The organism is Desulforhabdus amnigena, from assembly GCF_027925305.1.
Taxonomy (GTDB): domain Bacteria; phylum Desulfobacterota; class Syntrophobacteria; order Syntrophobacterales; family Syntrophobacteraceae; genus Desulforhabdus; species Desulforhabdus amnigena.
Genome location: NZ_BSDR01000001.1, coordinates 676,634 through 693,775, shown reverse-complemented (window position 1 = coordinate 693,775; position 17,142 = coordinate 676,634). Strand labels below are relative to the sequence as shown.

Annotated in this window: 12 protein-coding genes; 3 read left to right on the top strand and 9 right to left on the bottom strand. The window is 48.6% G+C overall.

Annotation, left to right across the window (positions count from 1 at the left end):
- Positions 1–113: 113 nt before the first annotated feature.
- The 5 genes from QMG16_RS03085 to QMG16_RS03065 form a co-directional block, all read right to left on the bottom strand.
- Positions 114–1,295: an exo-beta-N-acetylmuramidase NamZ family protein gene (locus QMG16_RS03085; RefSeq protein ID WP_281792203.1), complete on the bottom strand. Its 1,182-nt coding sequence runs from the start codon at positions 1,293–1,295 to the stop codon at positions 114–116.
- A 262-nt stretch (positions 1,296–1,557) separates the two neighbouring features.
- A complete protein-coding gene (locus tag QMG16_RS03080) occupies positions 1,558–2,736 on the bottom strand; it encodes a sensor histidine kinase (protein ID WP_281792202.1) in 1,179 nt (392 codons plus the stop codon).
- A gap of 316 nt (positions 2,737–3,052) precedes the next feature.
- Positions 3,053–3,415 (bottom strand): response regulator, encoded by a 363-nt coding sequence (locus QMG16_RS03075; protein ID WP_281792201.1) that lies wholly within the window; start codon positions 3,413–3,415, stop codon positions 3,053–3,055.
- A 492-nt stretch (positions 3,416–3,907) separates the two neighbouring features.
- A complete protein-coding gene (locus tag QMG16_RS03070; RefSeq protein ID WP_281792200.1) occupies positions 3,908–5,809 on the bottom strand; it encodes a sensor histidine kinase in 1,902 nt (633 codons plus the stop codon).
- A 37-nt stretch (positions 5,810–5,846) separates the two neighbouring features.
- Positions 5,847–7,487 carry an ABC transporter substrate-binding protein gene (locus QMG16_RS03065; protein WP_281792199.1) on the bottom strand — a complete coding sequence of 547 codons (1,641 nt, stop codon included), beginning with the start codon at positions 7,485–7,487 and terminating at the stop codon, positions 5,847–5,849.
- A 1,306-nt stretch (positions 7,488–8,793) separates the two neighbouring features.
- Here QMG16_RS03065 and QMG16_RS03060 point away from each other — a divergent pair.
- Positions 8,794–9,924 carry an aspartate--ammonia ligase gene (locus QMG16_RS03060; protein WP_281792198.1) on the top strand — a complete coding sequence of 377 codons (1,131 nt, stop codon included), beginning with the start codon at positions 8,794–8,796 and terminating at the stop codon, positions 9,922–9,924.
- 351 nt (positions 9,925–10,275) lie between these two features.
- Here QMG16_RS03060 and QMG16_RS03055 read toward each other — a convergent pair whose 3' ends face one another.
- The 4 genes from QMG16_RS03055 to QMG16_RS03040 all read right to left on the bottom strand — a co-directional run bounded on the left by QMG16_RS03055 (position 10,276) and on the right by QMG16_RS03040 (position 14,362).
- Complete coding sequence (locus tag QMG16_RS03055; RefSeq protein WP_281792197.1) at positions 10,276–10,830, bottom strand: Hsp20/alpha crystallin family protein; 555 nt, start codon at positions 10,828–10,830, stop codon at positions 10,276–10,278.
- 141 nt (positions 10,831–10,971) lie between these two features.
- The gene (gene groL, locus QMG16_RS03050; RefSeq protein WP_281792196.1) at positions 10,972–12,600 is read right to left on the bottom strand and encodes a chaperonin GroEL; all 1,629 of its coding nucleotides are present in this window, start codon (positions 12,598–12,600) and stop codon (positions 10,972–10,974) included.
- A 42-nt stretch (positions 12,601–12,642) separates the two neighbouring features.
- Positions 12,643–12,930: a co-chaperone GroES gene (gene groES / locus QMG16_RS03045; RefSeq protein WP_281792195.1), complete on the bottom strand. Its 288-nt coding sequence runs from the start codon at positions 12,928–12,930 to the stop codon at positions 12,643–12,645.
- A gap of 421 nt (positions 12,931–13,351) precedes the next feature.
- Positions 13,352–14,362, bottom strand: a complete 1,011-nt coding sequence (locus tag QMG16_RS03040) for a YcbK family protein (RefSeq protein ID WP_281792194.1) — start codon at positions 14,360–14,362, stop codon at positions 13,352–13,354.
- A 430-nt stretch (positions 14,363–14,792) separates the two neighbouring features.
- Between QMG16_RS03040 and QMG16_RS03035 the strand changes: the two genes are divergently transcribed.
- Together QMG16_RS03035 and QMG16_RS03030 are read left to right on the top strand one after the other, a co-directional pair.
- The gene (locus QMG16_RS03035) at positions 14,793–16,082 is read left to right on the top strand and encodes a DUF3300 domain-containing protein (RefSeq protein WP_281792193.1); all 1,290 of its coding nucleotides are present in this window, start codon (positions 14,793–14,795) and stop codon (positions 16,080–16,082) included.
- 87 nt (positions 16,083–16,169) lie between these two features.
- Entirely contained in the window at positions 16,170–17,138 is a 969-nt protein-coding gene (locus QMG16_RS03030; RefSeq protein WP_281792192.1) for a DUF2950 domain-containing protein, read from the top strand.
- Positions 17,139–17,142: the final 4 nt, after the last annotated feature.

The following is a 17,142-nucleotide window of genomic DNA, read 5'->3' as shown; positions in this document are numbered from 1 at the left end:
GCCTCTCTACTCCCTCCGAGAGCCCGAAGAATAGAGATTTGTCCGCAACCCGCTTTCAGGAGTTGCCCCAATCGATGACCTGAAGAAATCCGAACGTCTCAAAGAAAAAAGTATTATTCGGGATAAAGCAGGCAATCCTTACATTCGCTCCGATACGCCCTGAGCTCTTGCTCCCATCCTGATTCCAATTCCTTAATGTCTGCCCCATCCTCAAGCCTTTTCCTCAGCGTTCCATCACCCAACAGAATATCGATAGGGAGTTTTTCCCATTCGTATTCATAAGGTGGAGGAGTCCAACGAAAATCGTCTCCATGCACATGAATGAATGTTTCAAGCAAGACCAGCCCCAATCGGTAAGGACGAAACGATTTCCGATCCGTAATATGAATCTGGAAACCGTAACATAACTCACCAACATATTTATCAAAGACAGGCTCAAAACAAATGGGGCGGAAAAAGACACCTTTTAGTTCGGATCTTTTCAAACAATCATTAAATTTTTTTTGATCCAAGAATGGGGAACCAAATATATGAAATGGAAGGGTCGTTCCACGCCCTTCACTCACATTTGTACCCTCGAGGAGCACCATTCCAGGATAGAGCAATGCAGTCTCCCACGAAGGCATGTTAGGGGATGGGAAGACCCACTGCATTTTTGTCTCGGGGAAAAAATCTCTCCGCCGCCATCCTTTAAGGGGAATGACCTCCAAGTCACACGGAATATGACACTTTCTGACCATATAACGGGCCATTTCTCCCATGGTAAGCCCATGCCGCATTGGAATGGGATAGCGTCCCACAAATGAGCGATGGTCTTCTCGCAGCAAATTGCCTTCGATCTGTTTCCCATTGATAGGGTTGGGTCTGTCCATCACCACTACCTTGATTCCGGCATTTGCGGCAGATTCAAGGCACAGCCCCATCGTTATGGCATATGTATAAACCCTCGTTCCTACATCCTGAAGATCGATCAAAAGCACATCGATCCTCTCAAGCATTTCTGGTGTCGGTTGCCGAACATCGCCGTAAAGACTGAAAACGGGAACCCCACGAAACGAATCCCAACCATCCGACGACTCCCGCATGTTCGCTTGTTTTTCCCCATAGAAACCGTGTTGCGGAGAAAAAAGGCAAGTCAAGTTCCCTTCAGCCGAGAGGATCAGATCCGATACATGCTCCAGAGATTGGCTGACTGAAGCTTGATTCACCAACAATCCTAGGCGTCGATTCCGAAACCATGAAGGAGGATCTTGAAGAAAGACTTCACACCCCAGCTGGAATTCTTTAGAATTCATATTTTCCTCTCTTTTCAAACACATGCTTTACACGGATAAAGACTTTTGGCCATCATGTAGCAGCTGAGTCCCCACCGCGACCATCTTTAATCGCAGGAGGGGACGCCGCCTCTACGAAAGTGAAATGATCAACCATCGCAAGCACAAAGATCTCCCCCTCTCCCCTCTTGCCTTTTATGAGCCCCCGGTCAGCAGTCCGCCCAGGAATTTACATAAACCGCAAGATGGGATTGAATAAAGTTTTTCTGTGAATGTTGAGATCTTAATCGTCAGAAGAAGATTTACACAAGTGAAGGGGAAGATGGATGATAAATCTGGCACCCTGTCCAGGTTCGCTCTCCAATTCTATCCAGCCACCATACTGGCGTATGAGTTCCTTGCAGTGATACAGGCCAATTCCCATCCCCATGCTTCCTACAGCACCCATGCTGGTCGATTTGGTGCTAAAGAAGGGTTGAAAAACCTTTTCTTGCAAGGGCTTGGGAATACCGGGCCCTGTATCCTGTATGATCAGATGGATTCCTGAACTGTCGTGCCATGTCTTAAGAAGGACCTCTTTGACGGGTGCGTCTTTCATCGCTTCGGCAGCATTTCTCAAGATGTTGCCGAAAATTTGGCTAAAATCGGCAGCAATCCCCTTGAACTCAGGGAGATCGGGTGCTAACTGCCAGTCCTTTTTGATATCGGCATTGAAATAAGGATGCGATTCGAGGAAAAAAACTTCCTCCTGGAGGATTTCATTGAACTGCAACCATTCCGATTGACGGGTCTGCGATTCTTTCACCCGTTTCATGATGGTCGTCATGATTCTTTTCATGCGAACAGCCTGGTTCTTAATGCTGCCAAGATTCTCCACTTCAGGATGGGTAAGCTGCAACAATTCTGCCTGTCCCATAATATAGGTCAGGGGATTGTTGAGATTGTGTAAAATTCCCGCAACCAGCCTTCCCGTATGAATCAGAGGTTCAACTTCGGAAAACTTTTTCAATTGTTCTTTCCACTGCTCTTGAAATTCCTGTAATTGGTTGCGCAAATCCAGCATCTCATTCTGAACTTCTCGCGCTGACTGAAGGGACGATCGGGCTCTATCGAGAGTCGACTTGAGAGAATTCAGATCAATAGGCTTGGTGATAAAATCAAAGACATCCAGCCGAATAGCATCTATGGCCGATTCCAGAGTACCATATCCGGTAACGACAATGATTGGGGTGTGTGCATTGATCTTTCGAATTTCCCCGATCAGTTCGATGCCGGACATACCGGACATCCGTAAATCGGTCATCACAAGGTGAGGATTCACTTGGCGAAAGACATCGAGACCGCTTTTCCCTTCGAGTGCTTGATGAACTTCAAAACCCTCGTCATCCAAAAATTCTGTGAGGCCTTCGATAACCGATGGTTCATCGTCAATGATCAAAATGGGAGTGTCTCTATCTGCCATCTATGAAATCTTCCTCATTTTCGTCGAATTACGGTTCCCAAAAGCCGCTTCAAAACCAAAGTATATAAGACCATGACATCCCTTAAAAATCGATGCGCAAGATGACTCAGTTGCAGGACTTCTCAGCGCAGACCACCCCTCTCCATGTAGAGGTATCGAAGCATGAACGCATTCATCCTTCAATACCTCTTCAGAACGAACAGAGCACTTGAACCCAACCCTTGGCACAGCATTCTAGCCTGCGAAAATAATAAATTAACATAGGCTTTCATTGCAGATATTTCAACTTTTTTATTGAATGCCCGCCTCCCTCCTATCAATGCAACGCTTCGCGCGTGATCTCCTCTACTTCATCGATGTCAAGCGGTTTTTTCAGATATCGGTAGATCCCGTACTGGTGGGCGGATTCCTCATAATGGGATTGAGGCAAGGCCGTTACAATCACTACTTTGGTGGCAAGCTTCTTGTCCCGAATCCATTTGAGGACTTCGATCCCACTCATCCCCGGCATTTTGATATCCAGGAAAAGCAGACGCGGATTTTTTTCATACAACAACCGTAAGGCTCTAGAACTGTCATTGAACATAGCAAGAGGGTAATCATCTCCCAGCAGCGCATCAAAAGAATCCAATATGCCTTGGTCGTCGTCCACAACAAATATTTCTTGAATGTTTTTCATCAGCTTAGTCTCCTTACATGGTTCGGTTTAAAATTCTCCATCGAGGTAAGGGCACAATAAAGTGAAACGATGTCAACAATTCGCGATTGTGCCCATTCCTTTTCGGAGCATTATGAGAATGCAATCGGCTCTAAACTCAGACAACCTCAAGGGGGTATACAACGGAATACAATTCAACAGGTTATTGAGAGAATGATCCTCGTTGTCACCCTATGAAAGCGGAAATCCTGGCAAGGCGCTTCGGAGGCTTTTTCACACCTTATGCAGGTAGAACCGCCCTCGATGATTCCATCAGGAAGAACCGCAGTGCAAAGTGTTGCACCTTAGAAGATCTCAACTTGACAAATGTACTTAAACAAAAAAAATGCCACCCAAAGAAATTCTTGATAAGTATTTATTATATTAATAAAAAAGTCAGATTTCAGACTCAGGTGGGAATTTATTGAAATCATGATGTGCACAGGAGTCAGGGCAAATTATACTGAAGTGTAGTCAAGAAAAAGCCTTCCGGTCCAACTTCTCGTGAGGCAGATAAACCGAAAAGCAAGTGCCTGCTCCAACGCTGCTCGTAACATCTATGTGTCCTCCATGTTCGGTAATCACCTTGTGTGTGATGGCCAAACCGAGACCGGTACCGCTATCCTTTGTCGTAAAAAATGGATTAAAAATGTGCTTGAAATCTTCCGCATGAATTCCGGGTCCAGTGTCTTTGAAGCGAATGCAAACCCACCCGCCATGATGCTGATACTCGTCTTCTTTTTGCTTATCCAGGACACTCGACGCTTCCACCTTCAAAAAGCCTCCCCCCAACATGGCTTGAACAGCATTTCGAATGAGATTTTGAAAAGCTTTCACAAGTTGGTCTGCATCCGCCCTCACAAGAGGGATGTCTGAAGAAAACTGCAATTCAAAGCGAATGTCAGCCGCCCTAAAATCCATTTCGAACAACTCTGCACACTGTTGCAGCAGGGATTTGATATCCACCCAGTCAAAACGATATCTTGGATCTCTCGACAATTCCAACAAATCATCGACCAGTCGATTGATTCGTTCCAATTCTCGTGGCACGGTGCGATTGAATTTTTCCAGAAAGCCCGGTTTTTCGAGTTTCCGTGGAAGCAACTGTACAAATGTTTTGATGGCAGAAAGGGGATTTCGAATCTCATGAGCCATACCTGCAGCCAATGTCCCCAATGCAGCCAGCCTCTCTGTCTGACGAATGCGGGCTTCCAATTTTTTCAACTCGGTAATGTCATGCAGGTTTGTGATAAGTTCTTCGAGAGTACCATCCCTCTTCAAAAGGGGACTGCAGCTGGCGAGGATGACCCGTGTTTCAGCTCGTTTTGTCAGCCTAATCTGCTGCTGAGTAGCACCGACTGGACTCTCAAGTTTACTTTGTATGTATTCAAGCAACTCGGGGACATGCTCCAGTACCTCTGTAGCAGATGTCCCTCGTTCAATCCCTGGATCTATGCCAAGCAACCTGCAGGCCGCAGGGTTGACAGTGGCAACGGCTCCCCCATGGTTCACGGAAAGCAAACCATCATTCATCGTGGTCAAAAGCTTTTCCGTGTACCGCTGCAGATGCCGGATTTCTTCCAATTGATTTTCCAGCTGCTGTTTTTGTACAAGGATTTCTTTTATCATTTTGGAGAAATTGGAGGCCAATACCTCCACTTCATCTCCGGTGCGCACATCGATCTTCTGATCCAGATTTCCCTGAGCCGCTTCCAGAGTAGCCTGAGTGAGATATCCCAAAGGACGGGTTATTCTTCGTGCAACTAGACTTGAGACAAGGATGCCAAACAGAAGCGCCACGGTTCCAATGGCAAAAATGATCAACTGAGTCAAGCGGAGTTGATGGTACATCGGTTCCAGCGATAGAATCACCCGGACCGTTCCCCAGCGCAAATCCGAACCGGGAACATATACGGGAACCACCGTATCGAGCACGGGTTTCTTCAAATTTTCCAGAATCTCCTGCTGAGCCAATGGTTCTGTTGCGGAAACAGCTTTCCGGCTTTCTTCATCATCCAAAAACTTTCCCTGTAAATCTACACGACCGCTATATCCGGCTACACGCCCTTCCTTGTCATGAATAATCACAGAGATGATATCGGGGTCTTTGGATGCCTCGTTGGCCGACTGTTCAAGCGAGATATAGTTATAGGTAACTAAAGCAACCTTGGAGGTCGCCGCCAGGCTTTGTGCTATAGCCAACCCTTTTCGCTCCACTTGACTGCGAATGCTTCGGCTTTGCTGAGCGACCAGGAAAGCGGTTATGGTACCGAGCAACAGAATCAACAGGAAGGAACTGAGAAGAATAAAGCGAAACCTCAGCGGTATATAGCGGGGTGATTTCAGAATTCTGATTTTGAGAGGCGAGTTTTGCATGTTCCCCGGAAGCCGTCACTCCTGGTAAGAGAAAGGACTATTTCACCCACACACGATGATAAGACATGGTATGCGCTCCCAGGGGACTCACCTGGATGCCCTGGACAAAAGGTTGATAGGCCGAATCGACACTCAAATACAAGAGGGGAATAATCGGGACTGAATCAAGGATCGTCCTCTGCAGTTGCTGATACATTTCAGCGCGTGCTATGGGATCGAGCATTCCAACCGCATCCCGCAGCATTTTATCGACTTTATTGTCTTTATACCGCATGAAATTGTTTTGAGAGTCACTGGCAAAAAGGGGTTGTAAAAAATTGTCCGGATCCGGAATGTCTGCAAACCAGGCATATCGAAAAATCTGCAGACCGTCGGATTTCAGATATCGCTCAAACTCTGCCCAGTTCGTAATATACTTTATGTCTGTAGAAATTCCGAGCCGGGCCCAGCATTCCCGGACATAATTCAGCTCCGCCTGCGAAAAGGGCGATTGAACATTTGAGACGATTTCAACCGGACCTATTTTTTTCAACTCTTCGGAAACTTGGGCGCCAGGGTCCTTGAAACGCCTTCGCTTCTCTCTTTCAATTCTTTCATTTTCTGGAAGATACCCCGGTAAACCTGGGGGGATGATACTGCGTGCGATTTCAAACTGGCCACGGTAAATTTGAGATACCAGCTCCTGGCGGTCAAGAGCCTCCGACAATTCTTTTCTAATTCTGGGGTCCTTAAAGCGAGGATTCTGACAGTTAAATCCGTAGAAAAGAAGACTCAATGAGGGACGGTGAATCATCTTGATGTTCTTGTCCACCGCCAATCTCTCTCGAATTTTTCCATAAACAGGCATTTCATCCAAAACATTCTTCTGAAAGTCAGCAAAAACTTCGTCCAGCTGACCTCCTGGATAGATGAAGAAATCTATACCATCCAGATAGGGGCTTCCGGCATAGTAATCGGAGAACTTTTCAAGTTTGATCTTTTCATTCTCCTCCCAGGAGGAAAACTTGAAGGGCCCGCTTCCCACAGGATGATGGGCAAAATAATCTTCCCCCTTCTCCAACTCCTCGGCAGGAACAATCTTCGCCTGGTACATTCCGAGAGCAATGAGAAAAGGTGCATACGGTTCTTCCAACCGGATCACAAGAGTACGATCATCCACGGCGGTCAAGCCTGAAATCGTTTCCAATTTCTTTTCGGCATACTCTTTGGCACCTGAAATTCTAAGCAAATGGGGAAGAATAGCCGGGGGAGGATCAATGCGAAAAAGACGAGTCAATGAAAATATTATATCGTGCGAAACGATTTTCCTACCATTATGAAAATGTGCATCATTTCGCAACCTAAAGCGATAGACCTTGCCACTTTCTTCCGCCTGCCAGTTTTCGGCCAGTGCTGGTATCACAAACAGGTCCGGGCTGAATTGAACCAAACCGTCAAAAAGTTGCTGAACAACGGTTACACCATACATGTCTTGAACATATGCAGGATCTAGTGTACTTGGATTGTTCAGCAAAGGGGCTCTATATATGCCTCCGTAACGGTTTTCGGTTTTATTGGCATTAGTGCTTTGCGATGTCGGCCTCTCTTCGGCATTCATCTGGCCCATCAGAGGGTTCACGGTGATCATCACGACTGCCAGGCAAATGATCAAGAGTGAATAAAGGTGTTTCATTGTCATACACCTCCCTCAGAATAAAATTCTTGAATCTCTTTATCTTCTCCTCCAACTCCCAGGTCATTCATACCAAACAATGCACTTTTTACAAAAAAGAAAAAGCACGAACCAAGACGATTCGTGCCTCCTCTATTCTTAGAACCCGGCAGATTTTCATTTTTTAGAACTACCAGGTTGCTCCTCTACAAGCCCTGTTTGCGAGCACACTAACCCTACCAGTATTTGCAAACAACAGATGATCGTTTTTCCCTTGCCGTATAGCCATTTTGAAAATTCTATCCCACTTGCAATGTTATCTCAAACAAACCGAATGATATCTTATTAGGATAAAAGTTAAAAAACCAGAAAGCCAGCACCCAAGGCAACAAGAAAAGAGCCTAAGAATATTTTGCCAAGGCACTTATCACTAGGGGCCACCACCTCCACACGCCAGTACAGGAAGTGCGTAAGATGCCACCAGTGATCCTAATACAAACAGTTGCAATGCCAATTTTTTCATATTTGTTCTCCTGGAATTCTATCGATTGAGTTTAGCTTGCAAACGATACATGCTACATATTGACCTGTGTTTACATTCAACTAGGGGCCACCGCCTCCACACGCCAGTACAGGAAGTGCGTAAGATGCCACCAGTGATCCTAATACAAACAGTTGCAATGCCAATTTTTTCATATTTGTTCTCCTGGAATTCTATCGATTGAGTTTAGCTTGCAAACGATACATGCTACATATTGACCTGTGTTTACATTCAACTAGGGGCCACCGCCTCCACACGCCAGTACAGGAAGTGCGTAAGATGCCACCAGTGATCCTAATACAAACAGTTGCAATGCCAATTTTTTCATACTAATATCTCCTTTTCATATTATATAAATATCATCTATTAGAATATGTAATTACACTGTGTTGCTTTACCTGTGCAATAATATGAGCAAGGCTCGTACCAATAAAAAAAAATGATTGTTTTCATTAATAAGTATTCAATATTATTTAATATTTAATTGAAAGACTTAAAGGGAGGAATGAGAGAGGCTCCAGCATCAATCAAGGGAATGCACAGGATGGGGTGCTGCATGATGGAGTTTAATAATTCTCGATGCTTATACACCCCAAATGTAAGCCATGTGCCTAGAGGTGAGGGCAGTGCACATTTTCGTATGCATGATCTCTGTAGGGAGAAGGAAACTTATTCTCTCTTTCAAGGGAAGAAGTGGCTTGAAAGCTAAGCCTATTTTTCGCACTTTGACAATAAAGAGTTTCTTAACATCAACCTGGAGCATACTTTTGGACTCTTTCAAAGGAGGTATAGATGACAGATAAGAAATCGGATCTAGCAGGGCCCGGCATCAGCACTTATGAAGAAGTGGACAAAATCCTTCCACGCAATTATGAGGCGTTGTTGGGTCCCAAGGAGAGGATGAAGGCACTATTCAAGATAAAAAATTTTATTGAAGAAAACTTGTGCAGGGAACTCAACCTTTTTATGGTCCAGGTTCCGCTTATCGTAACCAAGGAAAGCGGCATCAATGATTATCTTGACCGGGATGGTTCACGTACGCCCATCGAATTTCCTTGCGGGCTCGGTCTTGAAAAAAGAATCGAAGCCCAGGTGGTTCAGGCGGCCACGAAATGGAAACGGATGGCCTTGAAGCAATTCGGCTGTGAAGTGGGCGAAGGCATCTGTACAGATATGAGGGCGGTTAGAAAGGATTACTTCCTGGACCATGACCATAGCGCCTATGTGGATCAATGGGATTGGGAACGGGTTATCACTAAAGATATGCGCAATCTGGATTTTTTGCGGGATGTCGTGGAGAGAATCTGGTCGGTTATCTATGAGGCGGGTCAGATGGTCAAGAAAGACTTCCCAAGGCTCGATACCGATAAGTATCCAGATATTCCCAAAAAGCTGGAATTTTTTCACGCGGAGGAAATCTTGGAACGCTACCCGGACCTTACCCGCAAGCAACGAGAGACGATAATGGTCCGGGAGGTGCATCCGGCGATCTTTATCATCGGCATCGGGTATGTCCTGGAAGACGGTTACCCCCATGAGATGCGAGCGGCGGATTATGACGACTGGATCACGCCCACGATCAAAAAGAACGGAAAGCAATTTCATGGACTCAACGGCGATATTCTGGTCTGGAATCCGGTGACGAAGCGTCGTCATGAACTGACATCCATGGGTATCCGTGTGACCAAAGAGACCATGGTGCAGCAGCTCAAGGAGGCCGGGCAGGAGCATTTCCTCCAATTGCCCTACCACCAGGCGATCCTCAATGATGAGATACCACTAAGCATTGGAGGCGGTATAGGTCAGTCACGTACATTCATGTATTTGTTAAGAACCGCTCACATTGGAGAGGTAAGCACTACGGTCTGGCCCGATGTTCTCAAAGCGATTTGTAAAAGAAAAAATATTCACGTATTGGAATAATATTGAGGAAACGGGATGTCCGTTTAACCTGGATTCTGAAAAAGGCCTTGTAATGAGCGTGGGATTGGAGGCGTCTTTTGGATTACCCAAATGATTCAAGTCGTTCCATTGGCCTCCATAAGCCTGGACTTTCCCTCACTGATTTCCGGACTTGACCGTCGTTCCAAGAGAACCACACCCGTTTCATATAAATTGTCATTCCGGGAGGCGGCGTCCTGCACGATGAAAAGAGCCTCCCGGAGATCTATTTTCTATGTCATCGAGTTCTTTGTGTGATTGGTGATTTCAATCAGGAAATCACCGAACCGATCGTCAAATCGCTTTTACCCCACTGTCCAGGTGCGTAGAGAGTCATCCGGTCTTGATGGTGATCTGCCTGGATTCTTTCTTCGGCCCTACCTTGCGGGGGATTGTGACCTTCAAGATACCGTTCCTGTATTCGGCACCAATGCCATCCTGGTCTGCATCTTCAGGCAGAGACAGTACCCTTTGGAAGGAACCGTAAGAGCGCTCCATCCGGTAGTAGTTCTTGTCTTTTTCCTCCCTTTCCTGTTTCTTTTCGCCTTTGATCACCAGGGTGTCCTCCGAAAGCTCCAGCTGAACGTCCTTTTCATCCACTCCGGGCAGTTCGACAGAGATCGTATATTCCTTGTCGCCAGCCGCGACATCCAGCATGGGCTTGAACCACTCGCTTTGAACCAGCGGGGCATGTTCTCTGCCAAAACCAATGGAAGGGAAACTGAATCCACGGAAGAAGTTGTCGAACATCCGATCGATTTCCTGGTGAAACTGCGCAATGGGACTGTAAGAGCGCAGCTGGCCATGACGCTGCACAGGAAGTGATATGGGCTGTTCCTCCTCTTCCTTCCTGAACCAGTTCCAGGGTGCAAGCTTTTTCAGATCCATGACATTTGCCTCCTTTCCGAATTCAGTCCGAGGTGTCGGAACCCGATCCTCAACTCCGTTCTTGAAAGGTATATGACTGTTTCAAGGAGCTTTACCCCTCCCTGACCCCCAAAAGGTCAAGGGAGGTTTCCGGATAGGCTGTTAGTACATGTCTTCCATGCCGCCGCCGGGCATAGGATGCATAGGTTCTTTCTTCTTAGGCTTTTCGGCGACCATGGCCTCCGTAGTGAGCATCAGGGCAGCCACGCTGGATGCATTCTGCAGAGCGAAGCGTACTACCTTGGTCGGATCGATGACTCCCGCTTCGACGAGATCGCCGTATGTTTCCGTTTCGGCGTTGAAGCCGAAAGCGCCGTTTCCGCTCCTGACCCGCTCGACCACAACAGAGCCCTCAAGGCCGGCATTGTTGGCGATCTGGCGCACGGGTTCTTCGAGAGCGCGCTTCACGATCTTGACACCAAAGGCCTCCTCCCCCGTGGCCCCTATTTTATCCAGAACGGGAATGCAGCGAAGGAGCGCCACACCGCCTCCGGGAACGATACCCTCCTCGACGGCCGCACGGGTCGCGTTCAAAGCGTCTTCGACACGGGCCTTCTTTTCCTTCATCTCTACCTCAGTGGCGGCTCCGACCTTGATCACCGCGACGCCGCCAACGATTTTTGCCAAGCGCTCCTGAAGCTTCTCGCGGTCGTAATCACTCGTGGTCTCTTCGATTTGAGCCCGGATCTGTTTGATGCGACCTTCGATGGCTTCACGGCTTCCGGCGCCATCCACAATAGTGGTATTCTCCTTGTCCACCCTGATGGTCTTGCACTGGCCGAGATCGTTCAGAGTAATGTTCTCGAGCTTGACTCCGATGTCTTCAGAAATCAATTGGCCGCCCGTGAGGATGGCGATATCCTGGAGCATGGCTTTGCGCCTGTCGCCGAAGCCTGGTGCTTTGACGGCACACACTTTCAATGTACCCCGCAGCTTGTTCACGACCAGGGTTGCCAGGGCTTCGCCCTCCACATCCTCTGCAATGATGATAAGCGGCTTGCCCATCTTGGCGATCTGCTCCAGGATGGGAAGCAGGTCCTTCATGTTGCTTATCTTCTTTTCGTAAGTAAGGATATAAGGCTCTTCGAGAACCGCTTCCATGCGCTCTGGGTCGGTCACAAAATACGGAGAGATGTAGCCGCGGTCGAACTGCATGCCTTCGACTACCTCAAGAGTAGTCTCCATGCTCTTGGCCTCTTCAACCGTTATGACGCCCTCTTTTCCCACCTTGCTCATGGCTTCGGCGATGATCCCGCCGATGGTGGAATCGTTGTTGGCGCTGATGGTGCCCACTTGAGAGATTTCCCTCTGGTCCTTGATGGGCTTACTGATGTTTTTCAACTCTTTAACGGAGGCATCCACGGCCTTTTCGATACCGCGCTTCAAGGCCATGGGGTTGTGTCCCGCGGCGACCAACTTGGAGCCTTCACGGTAGATGGCCTGGGCAAGGATGGTTGCTGTCGTGGTCCCGTCGCCCGCCACGTCCGAGGTTTTGCTGGCCACCTCTTTGACCATCTGGGCCCCCATGTTCTCGAACTTGTCGGCCAGTTCGATTTCCTTGGCTACCGTAACGCCGTCCTTCGTAACAAGGGGCGAGCCGAAGCTCTTTTCGATGACCACGTTGCGGCCCTTGGGTCCCAGGGTGACCTTGACCGCATCGGCGAGGATGTTGACACCGTTCATGATCCTGTCCCTGGCTTCGGCATAATACTTGATTTCCTTTGCAGCCATATGATCCTTCCTCCTGACTACTCGATTTCAGTTTCTTTGAGCCTACTGCACAATGGCCAGCACATCGTCCTCGCGCATGATGAGGAACTCTTCACCCTCGACCTTGATTTCGGTTCCCGCATACTTGCCAAAGAGGATGCGGTCGCCTTCCTTCACGCTGAGAGGAGTCCGGTTGCCGTTTTCCGTGAACTTGCCCTCACCCACCGCCATCACTTTCCCCTGTTGGGGCTTTTCCTTCGCAGTGTCGGGTATAATGATCCCTCCAGCGGTCTTTTCCTCTTCCTCCATGCGCTTCACGACAATCCGATCATGCAATGGCTTAAGTTTCATACCATCACTCCTTTGGGCATTGCGTCATGCCACGATGCTTATTTGGGAATTAGAATGGATCACAACCTTGGACCAAAACATTTTTGGCACTCTCTGAATGAGAGTGCTAACACGCTATTTTTTTAATCCGATGTTCGAAAATGTCAAGGGGGGACTTTCGCAAAATTTGTCGCATCGTGGATTGGCCTGGTTTTACTATATTTTCAACAGGCTATCCGCATGGTCGAGGTGCAAAAATGCCTTCTTTACCGTCACTGGGGAGAATACGCTCGAGGCGGGAGTGGATTTGATGCCCTCGGAATATGAGGGAGGGCAATCAATGTCCTATTGGTTTTCTATGGATTTCAGTCTTCACGAAAATCCGGAAGCCAAGCATTTAAAGCAAACAGGTTGTTCCTTGTCAATTCCTGATGACAAAGGCTCAAGGTCCACTCTTACTGATTTCGATCTCGTTGGAAAGCGTCCATTCCGGCATCTGCTCGAAAGGCCGCCGGCAAAAATCGACTTTCATCCTGTACTTACCCTCACGCAATGCCGGTGGTACGGAGAGATGAATGAAGCGGGAAGCCTTCCTGTCTTTTATCAGAATGCAGTCGTCATCCTCCTGGTTCCGGATCTGAGCCGCCGCGACGGTATGGGATCCTTCGGAATCATTTACGAAGGAAACGGTACGTCCGATCCCAAAGCCGAAAACACTGACCGAGGAAAATGAAAGCCGCACTGCGTCGCCGGGCCGATATCGGTCATAATCCGAAGAGACATAAATCCTTCGGTTGTAGTCGCTCTCGCCCGTTTTCACTTTCGAGGTTGCTGCCTCCCAGAACCGGGGCCTCGCTGAATCCAGGTGGATGCTCGATCCTCCGTAATGTCCGACACCGCAGCAATTTCTGCTCCGGATGATCTCCCACAGTTCCTTGCCGTTCACGCCTTCTATGCTGAAATCGAGCGCCATGCCGTCTATGTGCTGGCTCGTCTTGGCGACATTTCCTCCTGAATTCCGAAGGCTGGAGTTGTATTCCGGGCTGCGGTAGCCGGATTCCAGCTGGATCACCTTCCCGGGGGCAACCAGGTCGGAAAAATAATCGAGCATGAAAATCAGCCTCGGAGAGATGTGTTCCTCCTTTTCCCAGGTCGGGAAACCGAAAAGCTCATCGACCTTGTTGAAGCCTTCCTCATTCAGGTCCCCATCCGGAGTGAGGAGCGTGATGGAGGCATCCTGCCCACTACGCACGTTCTTGATATGAATGCTGCCATCCCCCATGAGAAAAAAACGGTCAGGCCCCTTCTCAGCCCAAACCGGAGGGGAAAGAAAAAAGAGCATAAGGCAGAACAGAAACAAACGAGAGAATCGAAGATCGAACATGGCTCCTCCATTTTCCATGGCTTTCAGCTTTCCTGAGAGAATTTCCGGAAGCATACCGTCAATGCCCATGACCGTCAATCCCATCCCGCGGAACTTGAGGCAGCCATCTTGCGCTTTGGGGAGTTGGCGGATTCCAATATCCCGTTATTCACTGCGGAGACACGGAGAATATTTTATAATTCTTATGAAATTCCTCTGTGATCTCTGTGCCTCCCAGGTAAATGGGGATTTCAAAAGCGATTCACTTCAAAATGATCTGCGCGGTGGATTGCGTAGTGCGTATGAGAGCTGTGTTTTGTTGAAAAAGATGAGCGCAAGCCTTCGACAGGCTTTATCTTAATAAATACCGAAAACACAGTGACTTATATTCATCGAAAAGATATATACATCAGAAAGCGGCCGCAAAACTCGACTTCGATAAATACCGAGAATCTGCCCGATCCCGCAGGCGCCGGATTCGTGGACTTCCTGACCCTCCCAAAGCCAAGGAGATAAAACCATGAATAAAAAAACTGTACCTATGAAACTTCTCATAGGATTCCTTGCCTTGATGCTGGCTGCGCCCTCCGGGACTATGGGGCAAAACTCCGAGGCAACGCCGGTATTCAACCAGGAACAACTGGACCAGATGCTGGCGCCCATCGCCCTCTACCCGGATAATTTGCTTGCACAAATCCTCATGGCCGCCACCTACCCTATCGAGGTGGTCCAGGCGGACCGGTGGGTCAGGGCAAACAAGAATCTAAAAGGCCAGAAACTCCTTGACGCAGCCGAGAAAATGGACTGGGATCCGAGCGTGAAGGCCCTCGTGCAATTCCCGGAAATCCTCAGCATGATGAGCGACCAACTGGACTGGACACAAGATCTGGGGGATGCCTTCCTGGCTCAAGAAGCGGATGTCATGGACACGGTCCAGAAATTGCGGGCCAGGGCGGCCGACCAGGGGAACCTGAAATCGACCGATCAGCAGAAAGTCATTGTGGAAGAAAAGATCATTCGGATCGAACCGGCCAATCCTGAAGTCATCTACGTCCCTACATACGACCCGGCAGTGGTTTACGGATCCTGGTGGTATCCCTCATATCCTCCGGCAGTGGTTTACCCCTATTATCCAGCGGGAGCCATTATAGCCACAGGACTGATTTCGTTCGCCGCCGGTGTTGCCGTGGGAAGCTACTGGGACCACGGATGGGGTTACTGGGGCTGGCGCTCACATGATGTGCATGTCAATATAAACCGCCATATCAATATGCATCGATGGGATTACAGAACCCGAGGCATCAATACCGTCAGATGGCAGCATGATGCGCGGCATCGTAAGGGTGTGGCTTATCGGGACGCATACAACAGGGAGCGCTATGGGCGGAGAGGTGTGAGAAGCTTCGACGGCAGGCGCGACTATCGTGGCTACGACTGGAGAGGAACCGAAAGGCGGTATGGGGATTCAATCCACCAGAGGGATACGATACAACGCAGACCATCCAAAGCTCCGGTACGCCCCGAAGGTGCCCCCCGCATCAACCGGCCTCCCGATTCTACACGAAGGGGTTTCGAGCAACGCAGAGAAACCCGATCCTCACAACAACTGAGACGTACTGGAGATATGAGGCGGACTCAACAATTCCAGGGCCAGAGGTTCGAACAGCGCGGGAGATCGAGCGCTTTTGAAGGAATGGGGCGCGGCAGCGAAATTCGGATGCAGGCCGACCGCGGCAGATCGAGCCGGCAACAAATGTCCACAGGAAGATTTGGCGGTGGTGGAGGCCGTGCAGGAAGAGGACGCCGGTAATGAATCCATTCACTTTGATGCAACGGTCGCCGACGGGCTCCTGTATGGTGGAAAATCTTCGAGATTCTTGTTTTGGAGGTAGAAACGATGTTTTTCTTCGCACAAAATAGAAGAAAGAATTCCAGGAGGCATTTTGCTTCGTTCCTTTTTGTCACGGTGGGAGTGGCTTTTAGCCTGTTGGCAAACAATGCCCTGGCAGCAAAGGCAAAGCCAGCCCAATTTTCATCGCCTGAAGAGGCTGTGGCGGCCATGGTAAGTGCGTTGCAGGAAAATGACGAAAATAAGCTTCTCACAATCTTCGGACCAGAGGGAGAACAAATCATCTCATCGGGTGATGAGGTGGCAGATGAGAGCGGGCGGGAGCATTTCCTGAAAATGTATACGGAAAAAAATCTGCTCTTGCATGAAAGCGACAAAAGGGTGGTCCTTCAGGTGGGTAACGAAGACTGGCCGCTTCCCATCCCCATCGTGAAGGAAGGGAAATCATGGCGTTTTGATATTAAAGAGGGCAAAGAGGAACTGCTCAACCGGAGAATCGGAAAGAATGAATTGAGCGCCATCCAGGTCTGTCTGGCATATGTTGAAGCTCAGCGCGAATATTCGGAAAAGGACGCCAATGGGGACGGAACGATGGACTATGCCATGAAACTCATGAGTGAAGAAGGCAAGAAGGACGGTCTGTACTGGGAAACTCAGGAAGGTGAAGAACCGAGCCCCCTTGGTCCTCTTATGGCAAAGGCCAGGAATGAAGGCTATTCCGATAAGCAATCAAACGAAGATCCCACACCCTATTATGGATATCTTTACAAGATCCTCACGGCTCAGGGCCCCCATGCACCGGACGGTGCATGCGACTATGTGGTCCAAGGGAAGATGATCGGTGGATTTGCACTCGTCGCTTATCCGGCCCAATATGGATCGTCCGGGGTCATGACTTTTATCGTCAACCACGATGGCATTGTGTACCAAAAGGACCTGGGTCCCAAGACAGATTCCCTGGCAGGGGCCATGGAAAAATTCGATCCCGACAAGACATGGAAAAAAGTGGAAATGTAGTTCG